This is a genomic window from Pantoea sp. X-Soil-YNGN-785 (assembly GCF_059730585.1).
On the sequence record NZ_AP035942.1, the window covers coordinates 3,134,626 to 3,149,121 of the forward strand.

Consider the following 14,496-nt stretch of genomic DNA (forward strand, 5'->3'; position numbering starts at 1 on the left):
CTTAAAAAAACGTCAATGCAGTGGTGGGTGAAAAGGGCTGCGGGGCAGTATCTCCCCCGCAGCCATCCGGCGTTTAGCGGCGATTTCTCACCAGCTGATAACGGCGGGTCAGATACTCAACCGGCGCACTCCAGATATGCACCAGACGGCAGAACGGGAACAGCAGGAACAGCGTCATGCCCAGTACCATATGCATGCGATAGATAAACGCGACGCCCTCAAGATGCTGCGATGCACCACCGTGGAAGGTCACCACCGCCTGCGCCCAGCCCACCAGCTTCATCATTTCACTGCCGTCCATATGCTGGGCGGAGAAAGGAATAGTCAGCAGACCCAGCGTGGCCTGAGCCACCAGCAGCGTCAGGATCAAAATGTCGCCGACGCTGCTCGTCGCCCGCACCCGAGGATTGGTCAGACGGCGTTTCAGCAGCAGCGCGCCGCCCGCCAGCGTCATCGCACCAAACAGGCCACCGGCAATCATCGCCAGCTTCTGCTTCACGTCGATCGGCAGGAACGATTCATACATCCAGTGCGGGGTGAGCATCCCGACGATATGACCGAAGAAGATCCCGATGATGCCGATGTGGAACAGGTTAGAGGCAAGCCGCATTCCTTTTTTGTCCAGCATCTGACTGGAACCGGCCCGCCAGCTGTACTGCCCGTAGTCATAGCGCAGCCAGCTCCCGACCAGAAAAACCGTTCCGGCCAGGTAAGGGTAAATATCGAAGAAGAAAGTGTTAATAAAATTCATGCTGATTCTCCTGTGGTGCGCGCCGTCGCCGCGGCGATATCCAGATACTGCGGCGCGACCGCATCGGCGAAGCGACGCTGATGCATCGCCTGCTGCGCCGAGGCACAGCCCTGTTCGCCGAGAAATTTAGTCTGCTCCTCTTCCCAGACCGCATCGAGTGCGGCCGGGGTATCGTCGCGCGCTTCCTGCGCTACCTGGGGCTTGAGGGCCGCAGGATCGACCGCGCTGCCGGACAGCGTCAGTAACACCGTGAACAGGTCAGCATAAGGGCTCTGACGCGTTTCCAGTCGCGCGGCCAGCAACGCCAGGATCGGCACGATGTCGTCCAGCCCCTGACGCGCCGCCTCATCGCTTTTACAGGCGAGATATTCCAGGTAGAGGGGCAGATAATCGGGCAGTTCTTTGCTGTCCAGCTCCAGACCGTCGGCCCGGTACTGTTCCAGCAGATCAACCATCGCCTGGCCGCGATCGCGGGACTCCCCGTGCACATGTTCAAACAGCAGCAGCGAGGTGGCGCGGCCGCGATCAAACAGTTCGCAGTAGTCAGCCTGCACGTCCAGCAAGGGCCGGGTACAGAGCTGATTAATAAAGCGCACCAGCCGTGCGCTCTGCTGCAGGTAGAATTCGCTGGCCTCTTCCAGAGCTGCGATCAGCTCGGGATAGTGGGTAAACAGCGCCTCGTCCGGATAGTCCAGCAGGCGCGACACAATACGCAGCGTGATCATGAGGCATCCTCCGGACGCGTGGTTTTCCTGCTGACGTCGATAGCATCAATTCGGCGGCTGTTGAACAGGTTAAATTTGCTGTCGCTGCCGTGGCAGCCATCGCCAAAGCTGAAGCCACAGCCTTTGCTTTCCGGGAAGGCTTCACGCGCCAGTTCACGATGACTTGAAGGCACCACAAAGCGATCTTCATAGTTGGCGATCGCCAGATAGCGGTACATCTCCTGCGCCTGTGCTTCGGTCAGACCGACCTGCTCCAGCGCCCGGATATCATGCTCACCCTCTACGCTTTCTGCGCGCTTGTAATGGCGCATCGCCAGCATACGTTTCAGTGCCAGCAGCACTGGCGCGGTGTCGCCAGCGGTCAGCAGGTTCGCCAGGTACTCCACCGGAATGCGCAGGCTTTCCACATCCGGCAGCACGCCGGTGTGCGCCAGCGCCCCGCCATCTACCGCCGACTGAATCGGTGACAGTGGCGGCACATACCAGACCATCGGCAGCGTGCGGTATTCAGGGTGAAGCGGCAGCGCCAGCTTCCACTCCATCGCCATTTTATAAACCGGTGAACGTTGCGCGGCGTCGATCACGCTCTGCGCGACGCCATCTTTCAGTGCCTGGGCGATCACGGCAGGATCGTGGGGATCAAGGAAGATATCCAGCTGGCGCTGATAGAGATCTTTCTCGTTTTCCGCTGCGGCCGCCTGTTCAATGCGATCCGCATCATAGAGCAGCACACCAAGATAACGGATACGGCCAACACAGGTTTCCGAGCAGACGGTGGGCTGGCCCGCTTCGATGCGCGGATAACAGAAAATGCATTTTTCTGATTTGCCGCTTTTCCAGTTGAAGTAGATCTTCTTGTACGGACAGCCGGTGAGACACATCCGCCAGCCGCGACATTTATCCTGGTCGATCAGCACGATGCCATCTTCACCGCGCTTGTAGATCGCGCCGCTCGGACAGGTCGCCACGCACGCCGGGTTGAGGCAGTGCTCACACAGGCGTGGCAGGTACATCATGAAGGTGTGCTCAAACTGGCCGTAAATCTCCTTCTGGACGTTGTCGAAGTTCTTATCCTGTGAGCGTTTAGCAAACTCGCCGCCGAGGATCTCTTCCCAGTTCGGGCCGTTTTCGATCTTTTTCATCCGCTGACCGGTGATCAGCGAGCGCGGACGCGCAATCGGCTGATGTTTACCGGCAGGCGCGTTGTGCAGATGCTGATAATCGAAATCGAACGGCTCGTAGTATTCATCCAGCGCAGGCACATCCGGGTTGGCGAAGATCTTCGACAGCAGGCCGACGCGACTGCCCATACGCGGCTCCAGCTTGCCGTTGATCTTACGGATCCAGCCGCCCTTCCACTTCTGCTGATCTTCCCAGGCGTGCGGATAGCCGACGCCAGGCTTGCTTTCGACGTTGTTAAACCAGGCGTATTCCATGCCCTCGCGGCTGGTCCAGACGTTTTTACAGGTCACCGAGCAGGTGTGGCAGCCGATACATTTGTCGAGGTTCAGCACCATGCCGACCTGTGAACGAATTTTCATGGTTTTACCTCCTGCTGGCTGCCCTGGCAGGCATCGTTGCCTTCCCCATCTAACCAGTTAACGTTGTTCATTTTTCTCACCACCACGAACTCATCACGGTTAGAGCCGACGGTGCCGTAGTAGTTAAAGCCCCAGGAGAGCTGGGCATAACCGCCGATCATATGGGTCGGTTTCGGACAGGTTCGCGTCACGGAGTTATGGATGCCGCCGCGCTGGCTGGTGATCTCCGAGCCGGGAATATTCACGATGCGTTCCTGAGCGTGGTACATCATGGTCATACCGGCCGGGATACGCTGGCTCACCACCGCACGCGCGGTCAGTGCACCGTTGGCGTTGAACGCCTCGATCCAGTCGTTATCCACAATGCCCAGCTCGCGGGCGTCATCTTCACTCATCCAGACAATCGGTCCGCCACGCGACAGCGTCAGCATCAGCAGGTTGTCACTGTAGGTAGAGTGGATGCCCCACTTCTGATGTGGCGTCAGGAAGTTAAGCGCCTTCTCCGGATTACCGTTAGGCTTGCTGTTCAGCAATGGCTTCGCCGCACGGGTATCGATAGGCGGACGATAGACCATCAGGCTCTCACCGAAGGCGCGCATCCACTCATGATCCTGATAGAGCTGCTGACGACCGCTCAGGGTACGCCACGGGATCAGCTCATGAACGTTGGTGTAGCAGGCGTTGTAGGAGACATGTTCATCTTCCAGACCTGACCAGGTCGGGCTGGAGATAATTTTGCGCGGCTGCGCCTGAATATCGCGGAAGCGGATCTTCTCGTCTTCTTTGTTCAGTGCCAGATGCGTGTGGTCACGACCGGTAATCGCGCCCAGCGCCTGCCAGGCTTTCACCGCCACCTGACCATTGGTTTCCGGAGCGAGCGCCAGGATCACTTCGGCTGCATCAATCGCCGTGTCAATATTCGGCCGCCCCGCTGCCGGGCCATCCGCTTTGACATAGTTAAGCTGTTTGAGGAAATCGACCTCTTTGCTGGTGTTCCAGCTGATTCCTTTACCGCCGTTACCCAGGGTATCCAGCAACGGCCCCAGCGAGGTAAAGCGCTCCCAGGTCGCCGGATAGTCGCGCTCTACCACCATAATGTGTGGCGCGGTTTTGCCCGGAATCAGGTCGCACTCGCCTTTTTTCCAGTCTTTTGCTTCAAACGGCTGTGCCAGTTCGGCGGGCGAGTCATGCAACACCGGCAGCGTCACCACATCCGTTTCAACACCTAAATGGCCAGGACAGATATCGGAGAAGGCTTTGGCGATACCTTTGTAGATCTCCCAGTCACTTTTTGAGTCCCAGGCAGGATCAACAGCGGCCGAGAGCGGATGAATAAACGGATGCATATCCGAAGTATTCATATCGTCTTTTTCATACCAGGTAGCGGTTGGTAGCACGACGTCAGAGTAGAGACAGGTGCTCGACATACGGAAGTCGAGTGTGACCACCAGATCCAGCTTGCCTTCGGCGCCCTGATCCAGCCATTCCACTTCTTCGGGTTTCACGCGGCCCTGCTGACCTAGATCTTTCCCCTGAATACCGTTTTCGGTGCCCAGCAGGTACTTCAGCATGTACTCATGCCCTTTACCTGAGGAACCGAGCAGGTTGGAACGCCAGACAAACAGGTTGCGCGGGAAGTTCTGCGGGTTGTCCGGCTGTTCAGCGGCAAACCGGATAGTGCCCTGCTTTAGGCTCTCCACGGTGTAATCCAGCGGTGACTGGCCGGCGGCTTTCGCCTTCGCCGCGATATGCAGCGGGTTGACGTTAAGCTGCGGCGCGGAAGGTAACCAGCCCATGCGTTCGGAACGGACGTTAAGGTCGATCAGGCTGCCGCTGTAGCGGCTTTTGTCCGCCAGCGGTGACAGCAGTTCGCTGGTGGCCAGGGTTTCATAGCGCCATTGACTGGAGTGGTTGTAGAAGAAAGAGGTGCTGTTCATCTGACGTGGCGGACGCTGCCAGTCCAGGCCAAAGGCCAGCGGTGTCCAGCCGGTCTGCGGACGAAGTTTCTCCTGACCGACATAGTGCGCCCAGCCCCCGCCGCTCTGACCGACGCAGCCGCAGAAAATCAGCATGTTCATCAGGCCACGGTAGTTCATGTCCATGTGATACCAGTGGTTCATACCGGCACCGACGATGATCATTGAGCGGCCACGGGTTTTTTCAGCGTTTTCGGCAAATTCGCGGGCAATGCGGATGATGTTCTGACGGGAAACGCCCGTAATCTGCTCTGCCCAGGCCGGGCTGTAGGCTTTAATCTCGTCATAGCTTTGCGCGCAGTTGGCATCATCCAGACCACGAGCCAGACCATAGTTCGCCAGCGTCAGATCGTAGACGCTGGTAACCAGCGCTTCACTGCCATCCGCCAGCTGCAGGCGTTTCACCGGCAGCTTGTGCAGCAGAATCTCATCCAGCGCGACGCTGTTAAAATGCTCGCGGGTGATGCCGCCAAAGTAAGGGAAACCGACCTCAACCACCTCATCGTGGCTGCCGAGCAGGCTGAGCTGCAGCTCCACTTCTTTTTGCGACAGGCCGTCGCGCTGCTCCAGGTTCCATTTGCCTTTTTCACCCCAGCGGAAGCCGATAGAGCCCTGCGGGGCAATCAGTTCACCGGTCGCCTGATCCAGCGCCACGGTTTTCCACTCCGGATTATTCTCCTGACCCAGACCATCCACCAGATCGCTGGCACGCAGCTGACGGCCTGCGGCGTAGTAACCGCCCTCGCGTGGCTCCAGCATGACCAGCATCGGCATATCGGTGTAGCGGCGCACGTAATCGCGGAAATAGCCGACTTCGCGATCAAGATGGAACTCTTTCAGCATCACATGGCCCATCGCCAGCGCCATCGCGCTGTCGGTGCCCTGCTTCGGACTCAGCCACTGGTCACACAGCTTCGCGACTTCGGCATAGTCCGGGGTAATGGCCACGGTTTTTGTCCCTTTATAGCGGACCTCCGTGAAGAAGTGCGCATCCGGGGTACGGGTCTGCGGCACGTTCGAGCCCCAGGCAATAATGTATGAGGAGTTGTACCAGTCGGCCGATTCCGGCACGTCGGTCTGCTCGCCCCAGGTCATCGGTGACGCTGGCGGCAGATCGCAATACCAGTCATAGAAGCTCAGGCAGGTTCCGCCGATCAGTGACAGGTAACGTGCGCCCGCAGCGTAGGAGACCATCGACATCGCCGGAATCGGCGAGAATCCCATAATACGGTCAGGGCCGTAGGTCTTCGCGGTGCAGATGTTCGCAGCAGCGATCATCTCGTTCACTTCCTGCCAGCTGGAACGCACAAAGCCACCGCGTCCGCGCGCCTGCTTATAGCTTTTCGCTTTCTCTGGATTGCTGATGATGGATGCCCAGGCCTCTACCGGATCGCTGTGCTGCGCTTTCGCGTCGCGCCACAGCTGGATCAGCTTCTTACGCATCAGCGGATACTTCAGGCGGTTAGCGCTGTAGAGATACCAGGAGTAGCTGGCTCCGCGTGGGCAGCCGCGCGGCTCATGGTTGGGCAGATCGGGACGGGTACGTGGATAGTCGGTCTGCTGGGTCTCCCAGGTGACCAGTCCATTTTTGACGTAGATTTTCCAGCTGCAGGAGCCGGTACAGTTAACACCGTGGGTGGAGCGCACGACTTTATCGTGCTGCCAGCGGCTGCGGTAGCCATCTTCCCAGTCGCGGTTACTGTTTAAGGTCTGCCCATGCTGGCCGGAAAAGGGCTCAGCCAGCTGTTTGAAATAACGAAATCGATCAAGAAACTTGCTCATCCGGAATACTCCTGAAGGCCTGGTATGACATTGCTGACTCTGCATCTGTCGCGACACAGAAAGTAAAATGGTGCCGGTGCGCCACACCGGCTTTGTCGTTATCAGGCGCGGGTTTTTCGTCCGTAAACCAGCCAGGTCACGGCGATGCAGCAGAGATAAAAGACCAGGAAGATTTTCATCGCGCCAGCGGGTGAACCGGTCATGGCGAGCGACAGGCCAAAGGTCTGTGGAATAAAGAAGCCGCCCAGTGCGCCAATAGCGGAGATAAAGCCCAGCGCAGCCGAGGTTTCTGTCGCCGCTTCACGCTGCGCATGCGCATCGTCGCCACCTTCAGCTTTAATACGTTCCAGCGTCAGCTTGCGGAAGATCACCGCAATCATCTGGTAGGTGGAGCCACTGCCCAGACCGGCAGTCAGAAACAGGCCCATAAACACCGCGAAGAAGGCGATAAACGAGCCATCATGTCCGTCCCCCGGCAGCGTGAGAAACAGCAGCGCGGCAAACAGCGCCATCAGGATGTAGTTGACCAGCGTGACGCGGGTCCCGCCGAGGCGGTCAGAAACAATGCCGCCTGCTGAACGGGCCAGCGCACCAATCAGCGGGCCGAAAAAGGCGTAATGCATGATCACCACATCCGGAAACTGCGTTTTCGTCAGCATGGCGAAACCGGCAGAAAACCCGATAAAGGAACCGAAGGTCGCCAGGTAGAGCAGCGCCATGATCCACAGGTGTGGACGTTTCAGCACCGGCAACTGCTCACGCAGCGAGGATTTCGCCGCCGCGAGATCGTTCATGCCGAACCAGGCCGCCAGCGTACCGACCGCCAGGAACGGCACCCAGATCCAGGCCGCATTTTCCAGCCAGAGGCTGTCGCCGGTGGCGGTGGTATGGCCCACATCGGCAAAGCCAAAAATGGCACAGGAAATTGCCAGCGGTGCGACAAACTGCATCACGCTGACGCCAAGATTACCGAGGCCACCGTTGATACCCAGCGCGCCGCCCTGATGGGCTTTAGGGAAGAAGAAGCTGATGTTGCCCATGCTTGACGCGAAGTTAGCGCCACCAAATCCGCACAGCAGGGAGATCACCATAAATGTCGCGAATGAGGTCTGGCTGTCCTGTACCGCAAAGCCGAGCCACAGGCAGGGAATGATCAGGATACCGGTACTGAAGGCGGTCCAGCGGCGGCCACCAAAGATGGGGATCACAAAAGAGTAAGGCACACGCAGCAGCGCGCCGGACACCGACGGCAGCGCGGTCAGCAAAAAGAGCTGCTCCGTAGTGAAGTTAAAGCCGACTTTATTCAGGTTAACCGCGACGGTGCTGAACAGCATCCAGACGCAGAAGCCCAGCAGCAGGCAAAAAACAGAAATCCACAGATTACGGCTGGCGATACGCTTGCCGCGCGTCTGCCAGAACGCCTCGTTTTCCGGTTGCCAGTCCTGGATTAATGCGCCGCGCGTCGGGGTTTGCAGTGGGGCAGATTGGGTCATAAATCTCTCATCAGCAGAATAATAATTGTGCATATCCTGCGCATCCGGCCTGGCGGCTTGCTTGATACAAATCAACGGCAATGCAGGTTACAAAGGCGTGGCAATCTCTGATTATCCTGGTTAAGTAGTTAACTGAATGCAGATAACCCTTATAAATCATGCGGTTTAATTACTGCTGCGAACCCCTTCAGCAAAAGGGCATCTGAATGGAAATAAAGGAGTAGTCCTTTGGGGGTATATAGCAACCCCGCTTCACCGGTAAGATAGGCACCTTCGCCCGCACAGGGCCGGCGTACAGGACAGGAAAGATTGTGACGGCAGAGAAATTTACGCTCTTATTAATCGATGACCACCCCATGCTGCGCAACGGGCTGAAGCAGCTGATTGCGCTGGATGAACGACTGCAGGTGGTGGCCGAAGCGGGTAACGGCATTGATGGTCTGGCGCTGGCACAACAGCACGATCCCGACCTGATCCTGCTGGATCTTAATATGCCGGGTCTGAACGGGCTGGATACCCTGACCCAGCTGCGCGAAATCGCCCTTTCTGGCCGCGTGGTGGTGTTCAGCGTTTCCGATAATGAAGAGGATGTGGTCAGCGCAATGAAGCGCGGCGCGGATGGTTATCTGCTGAAAGATATGGAACCGGAAGCCTTGCTGAAAGCGCTGCATCAGGCGGCCGCCGGGCAGATCGTACTCAGCGAAGCGTTAACCCCGATTCTGGTTGCGCGGTTGCGCGAATCGCAGCCTGCACAGACGCGCGATATCAGCCAGCTAACCCGACGTGAACGCGACATCCTGCAACTGATCAGCGATGGAATGACCAATAAAGCCATTGCCCGCAAACTGGACATCAGTGAAAGCACGGTTAAGGTTCACGTCAAATATCTGCTGAAAAAAATGAACCTCAAGTCCCGCCTTGAAGCCGCCGTCTGGGCGCTGCAGAACGGGCTGCACTGAGCATTTTTCTTCTGCTGTGCGCTATAGCGCCGCCCCGCACACCGTAAACTGACGCAGAAATCGCGAGCCGCCTCGCAGCACCGCGCCAGCGTCATGAAAAACGCCACTTTTCTGTCGCCAGCCGTCGCCACATTTGCCAGGATGCCTGTCAGGTTACCCCCGGTCAGGATCAGGGCGATTATCAGGCTGGCATATGCCCTGCCCTATTCGTTATCATCTGGTTATCCTGCGCGCCTGGAATTCCTTTCGGTTTCATGGGCGTTGACCGCCAGAAATTCACCGCATTAAAGATGAGTTAAAACCTTATGCAAGAGCCAACCGAAAAGGACTTTCCTTCCCATACGCCCATGATGCAGCAGTACCTGCGCCTCAAGGCGGAGCATCCTGATATTCTGCTGTTTTACAGGATGGGTGACTTCTACGAGCTGTTTTATGACGACGCCAAACGCGCCTCGCAGCTGCTGGAGATTTCACTTACCAAACGCGGGGCGTCCGCGGGCGAACCGATCCCGATGGCGGGTGTGCCCTATCATGCGGTTGAAGGCTATCTGGCTAAGCTGGTGCAGCTGGGCGAATCGGTTGCCATCTGTGAGCAGATAGGCGATCCGGCGCTGAGCAAAGGCCCGGTGGAGCGCAAAGTGGTGCGCATCGTAACACCCGGCACCATCAGTGATGAGGCGCTGTTGCAGGAGCGGCATGACAATCTGCTGGCGGCGATTGTGCAAAGTCCGCGCGGTTTTGGCTACGCCACGCTGGATATCAGCTCAGGCCGTTTTCGCTTAAGCGAACCGGCGGATGCTGAAACCATGGCGGCAGAGCTGCAGCGCACCAACCCCGCCGAGCTGCTCTATCCCGAGGATTTTCAGGCAATGTCGCTGATCGATCAGCGTCGTGGCCTGCGCCGTCGTCCGCTGTGGGAGTTTGAGATCGATACCGCGCGCCAGCAGCTGAACCTGCAGTTTGGCACCCGCGACCTCAATGGCTTCGGCGTGGAGAACGCGCACCTCGGGCTGAGCGCGGCGGGCTGCCTGCTGCAATATGTCAAAGATACCCAGCGCACCACGCTGCCCCATATCCGCTCGCTGAGCATGGAGCGGCAGCAGGACAGCATCATCATGGATGCCGCCACCCGCCGTAATCTGGAGATCACCCAGAACCTGGCAGGCGGCACCGACAATACCTTAGCGGCCGTGCTGGATAAAACCGTCACGCCAATGGGCAGCCGGATGCTGAAGCGCTGGCTGCATATGCCGCTGCGCGATGTGCGCATCATTAACCAGCGTCAGGAGTCGATTGCTGAGCTGCAGAATCTCAGCGAAGTCCTGCAACCGGTGCTGCGTCAGGTTGGCGATCTGGAACGTATCCTGGCGCGACTCGCACTGCGCACCGCCCGTCCGCGCGATCTGGCCCGCATGCGCCATGCGTTTCAGCAACTGCCAGAACTGAACCAGCTGCTGGCCGACGTAAAAGCGCCACAGCTACAAAAGCTGCGCACGCAGATGGGTGAGTTCACCGCTCTACGCGAGCTGCTGGAGCAGGCGGTGATTGAGTCACCGCCGGTGCTGATTCGCGACGGCGGGGTGATTGCGCCCGGCTACAACGCGGAGCTGGATGAGTGGCGCGCGCTGGCCGATGGCGCAACCGACTACCTTGACCGGCTGGAGATCCGTGAACGTGAGAAGCTGGGACTGGATACGCTGAAGGTCGGCTTTAACGGTGTGCATGGCTATTACATCCAGGTCAGCAGGGGACAGAGCCATCAGGTGCCGATGCACTATGTCCGTCGTCAGACGCTGAAAAATGCTGAGCGCTATATCATCCCGGAACTGAAAGAGTACGAAGATAAAGTCCTCACCTCGAAGGGCAAAGCACTGTCGCTGGAGAAAAGCCTGTATGAGGCACTGTTCGATCAGCTGCTGCCGCACCTTGAAGCGTTGCAGCTGAGTGCCGCCGCGCTGGCCGAACTGGACGTATTGAGCAACCTGGCCGAACGCGCCTGGACCCTGAACTATTGCCGTCCGGTGCTGCAGGATAAAGCCGGAATTAAAATCAGCGGCGGTCGCCATCCGGTGGTTGAGCAGGTTCTGAAAGAGCCGTTTATTGCTAACCCGCTGTCACTGGCACCACAGCGCAGAATGCTGATCATTACCGGTCCCAACATGGGCGGTAAAAGTACCTATATGCGACAGGCGGCACTGATTGCACTGATGGCATGGATCGGCAGTTTTGTTCCTGCTGATGAGACGCTGATTGGCCCGCTGGATCGCATCTTTACCCGCGTCGGTGCAGCTGACGATCTCGCCTCCGGGCGCTCGACCTTTATGGTGGAGATGACCGAGACCGCCAACATCCTGCACAACGCCACTGAAAACAGTCTGGTGCTGATGGATGAGATTGGACGCGGCACCTCGACATACGACGGTTTATCGCTGGCCTGGGCCTGTGCTGAAAACCTGGCGAACCGCATCAAGGCAATGACACTGTTTGCCACTCACTACTTCGAGCTGACAACATTGCCGGAAAAAATGGAAGGCGTGGTCAACGTTCATCTGGATGCGGTTGAGCATGGCGACACCATCGCCTTTATGCACAGCGTTCAGGAAGGTGCAGCGAGCAAGAGTTATGGTCTGGCGGTAGCCGCGCTGGCCGGCGTGCCTAAAGAGGTGATCAAGCGGGCGCGCAACAAGCTGAAAGAGCTGGAGACCGTTTCAAACCACTCGGCATCATCAACGGTAGATGGTTCTCAGCTGCCGCTGCTGGTTGAAGAGACCTCGCCAGCGGTGGAGGCGCTTGAGGCGCTGGATCCGGATACGTTGACACCGCGTCAGGCACTTGACTGGATTTATCGGCTTAAATCGCTGGTGTGATAGCACGCCGTATCGTGTAAAAGCACGGTGCGGCACTGGCATTTCTTTGTAAATCACTTTTCTGCAGGCATAAAAAAAACGGTGGTTTTCACCACCGCTTTTTGCATTCGAACTCAGACCATCTTACAGACGATTATTCACGAAACAGTGCTTCAATGTTGAGACCCTGCGCCTGCAGGATTTCGCGCAGACGGCGCAAACCTTCAACCTGAATCTGACGTACACGCTCACGGGTTAAGCCGATTTCACGACCCACATCCTCAAGCGTTGCCGCTTCATAGCCCAACAGGCCGAAACGACGCGCCAGCACTTCACGCTGCTTGGCGTTCAGTTCGAACAGCCACTTGACGATGCTTTGTTTCATATCATCGTCCTGCGTGGTGTCTTCCGGGCCGTTATCTTTCTCATCGGCCAGAATATCCAGCAGCGCTTTTTCAGAATCACCGCCTAATGGCGTATCAACTGAGGTAATGCGTTCGTTGAGACGTAACATACGGCTTACGTCATCAACTGGTTTATCAAGCTGCTCGGCGATCTCTTCCGCACTTGGCTCATGGTCGAGCTTGTGGGAAAGTTCACGCGCGGTACGCAGATAAACATTCAGTTCTTTAACAATGTGAATCGGCAGACGAATGGTACGGGTTTGATTCATGATCGCCCGTTCAATAGTCTGACGAATCCACCAGGTGGCGTACGTTGAGAAACGGAACCCACGCTCCGGGTCAAATTTCTCTACGGCGCGAATCAGGCCGAGGTTACCTTCTTCAATCAGGTCCAGCAGTGCTAAACCACGATTGCTGTAACGACGGGCGATTTTCACCACCAGGCGTAAGTTACTTTCGATCATGCGACGACGGGAAGGGATATCACCCCGCAATGCACGGCGAGCGAAGAAAACTTCTTCCTCTGCCGTTAACAACGGAGAATAGCCAATCTCCCCAAGATAGAGCTGCGTCGCATCTAATACACGCTGCGTCGCACCCTGTGATAGCAACTCTTCTTCCGCTACGTCGCTATCACTGGCTTCATTTTCAACAAGGGCCTTCTCGTCAAAAATTTCAGCTCCGTTCTCATCGAATTCCGCGTTCTCATGTAACTCGTTTACTTTCAGCGTATTCTGGCTCATAAGCGGCTCCTACCCGTGATTCCAGGGCAGAACATAAAAAGGGTTTGTTCTGCCGGATTATCGCTGCGGTAAATAACGCAACGGGTTTACGGATTTCCCCTTGTAACGAATTTCAAAGTGTAATCTGACTGAACTGGTTCCGGTGCTACCCATGGTAGCGATTTTTTGCCCCGCCTTAACTTCCTGTTGTTCCCGAACCAGCATTGTATCGTTGTGGGCGTAGGCGCTCAGGTAATCATCGTTGTGTTTAATGATGATTAAATTACCGTAACCCCGGAGTGCGTTACCTGCGTAAACCACTCGTCCTGAAGCAGTGGCAACCACAGATTGTCCGCGCGTCCCGGCGATATCGATGCCTTTATTGCCACCTTCGGCGGCAGAGAAGTTATCGATAATCTTCCCGTCAGTCGGCCAGCGCCAGCTTCCGACCGGCGTTGAACTGTTGGTAGTACTGCTAACCGTTGGGGGTGCGGTAACCACCGGAGCTGTTGTCGTTGCAACATTTGCTCCTTTCGAAGGCAACAATTTGCTGCCACCCGAATTACCTGAATCATCAGAATACGTAATAACAGGTTGCTGTGCAACAGCAGGCGATTTAATTTGTGGCGCTGCCGGAACGCCGCCCTGCGTTGCATCAGCAACGGTAATGGGATTGCCACCGGTAATCGGCTGACCCGACCCGTTACCAATCTGTAAAGTCTGACCCACATTCAGGCTGTATGGCGCAGCAACGTTGTTGCGCTGGGCTAAATCACGGAAATCATTGCCGGTAATCCAGGCAATATAAAACAAGGTGTCTCCGCGCTTAACGGTATACGTTTCACCGGAATAGCTACCCTTAGGAATATTCTGGTAACTGCGGTTGTACACGATCCGGCCGTTCTGCGTCTCAACATTACTGTTGGTACTAACCATTCCGCCATTGCTGGGGACGGATGCTGAATTTCTGCTTAACATTTGTCCCTGAGACGGCGCGGCAGGCACACCACCCGAAACCGGGCCTGCGCCAGCCTGGCTGTTCATCATGCCGCCATCATCGCCAACGCGGCTGATCGGTGCCTGTGAGTTGTCGCCAGAGCTGCAGCCTGCCAGCCAGAATCCTACCAGTGAAAGTGCCGCCAGACGGCGTAACTGAAAAAGTGTGCTTCCCGTGCTCATTAATCCCCCGTGATGGCAACGCTGATCTATCTGTTTCACTGTACCCGCCAGCAGAATGCTCTGCGCGGCGCGATAAAATCTGTGTTTTCGTTGAATGAACTGGATAGTAACAATATCA

General features: G+C 56.9%; 9 protein-coding genes. 2 read left to right on the plus strand and 7 right to left on the minus strand.

What is annotated here, in order from left to right; all coding sequences use genetic code 11:
• Positions 1–73: 73 nt before the first annotated feature.
• The 5 genes from narI to AC6I8E_RS14585 all read right to left on the minus strand — a co-directional run bounded on the left by narI (position 74) and on the right by AC6I8E_RS14585 (position 8,268).
• A complete protein-coding gene (gene narI, locus AC6I8E_RS14565) occupies positions 74–751 on the minus strand; it encodes a respiratory nitrate reductase subunit gamma (RefSeq protein ID WP_013358834.1) in 678 nt (225 codons plus the stop codon).
• Positions 748–1,476, minus strand: coding sequence for a nitrate reductase molybdenum cofactor assembly chaperone (gene narJ, locus AC6I8E_RS14570; protein ID WP_497824165.1), 729 nt, complete (start codon positions 1,474–1,476; stop codon positions 748–750). Before narJ ends, narI begins: the two co-directional genes overlap by 4 nt.
• Positions 1,473–3,017: a nitrate reductase subunit beta gene (narH, locus tag AC6I8E_RS14575; RefSeq protein WP_313678027.1), complete on the minus strand. Its 1,545-nt coding sequence runs from the start codon at positions 3,015–3,017 to the stop codon at positions 1,473–1,475. The genes narJ and narH overlap by 4 nt, the downstream gene beginning before the upstream one ends.
• A complete protein-coding gene (locus AC6I8E_RS14580; RefSeq protein WP_497824166.1) occupies positions 3,014–6,775 on the minus strand; it encodes a nitrate reductase subunit alpha in 3,762 nt (1,253 codons plus the stop codon). Before AC6I8E_RS14580 ends, narH begins: the two co-directional genes overlap by 4 nt.
• A 101-nt stretch (positions 6,776–6,876) precedes the next feature.
• Positions 6,877–8,268, minus strand: a complete 1,392-nt coding sequence (locus AC6I8E_RS14585; RefSeq protein WP_497824167.1) for a NarK family nitrate/nitrite MFS transporter — start codon at positions 8,266–8,268, stop codon at positions 6,877–6,879.
• Between the two features lie 356 nt (positions 8,269–8,624).
• Here AC6I8E_RS14585 and narL point away from each other — a divergent pair, with 356 nt between their 5' ends.
• Together narL and mutS are read left to right on the plus strand one after the other, a co-directional pair.
• Positions 8,625–9,227, plus strand: a complete 603-nt coding sequence (gene narL / locus AC6I8E_RS14590; protein ID WP_497824709.1) for a two-component system response regulator NarL — start codon at positions 8,625–8,627, stop codon at positions 9,225–9,227.
• Between the two features lie 305 nt (positions 9,228–9,532).
• The gene (mutS, locus tag AC6I8E_RS14595; protein ID WP_033783961.1) at positions 9,533–12,094 is read left to right on the plus strand and encodes a DNA mismatch repair protein MutS; all 2,562 of its coding nucleotides are present in this window, start codon (positions 9,533–9,535) and stop codon (positions 12,092–12,094) included.
• 133 nt (positions 12,095–12,227) lie between these two features.
• Here mutS and rpoS read toward each other — a convergent pair whose 3' ends face one another.
• Both rpoS and nlpD read right to left on the minus strand, forming a co-directional pair.
• Positions 12,228–13,220 (minus strand): RNA polymerase sigma factor RpoS, encoded by a 993-nt coding sequence (rpoS, locus tag AC6I8E_RS14600; protein ID WP_009086923.1) that lies wholly within the window; start codon positions 13,218–13,220, stop codon positions 12,228–12,230.
• Positions 13,221–13,277: 57 nt separating this feature from the next.
• Entirely contained in the window at positions 13,278–14,378 is a 1,101-nt protein-coding gene (gene nlpD / locus AC6I8E_RS14605; RefSeq protein WP_013358860.1) for a murein hydrolase activator NlpD, read from the minus strand.
• Positions 14,379–14,496: the final 118 nt, after the last annotated feature.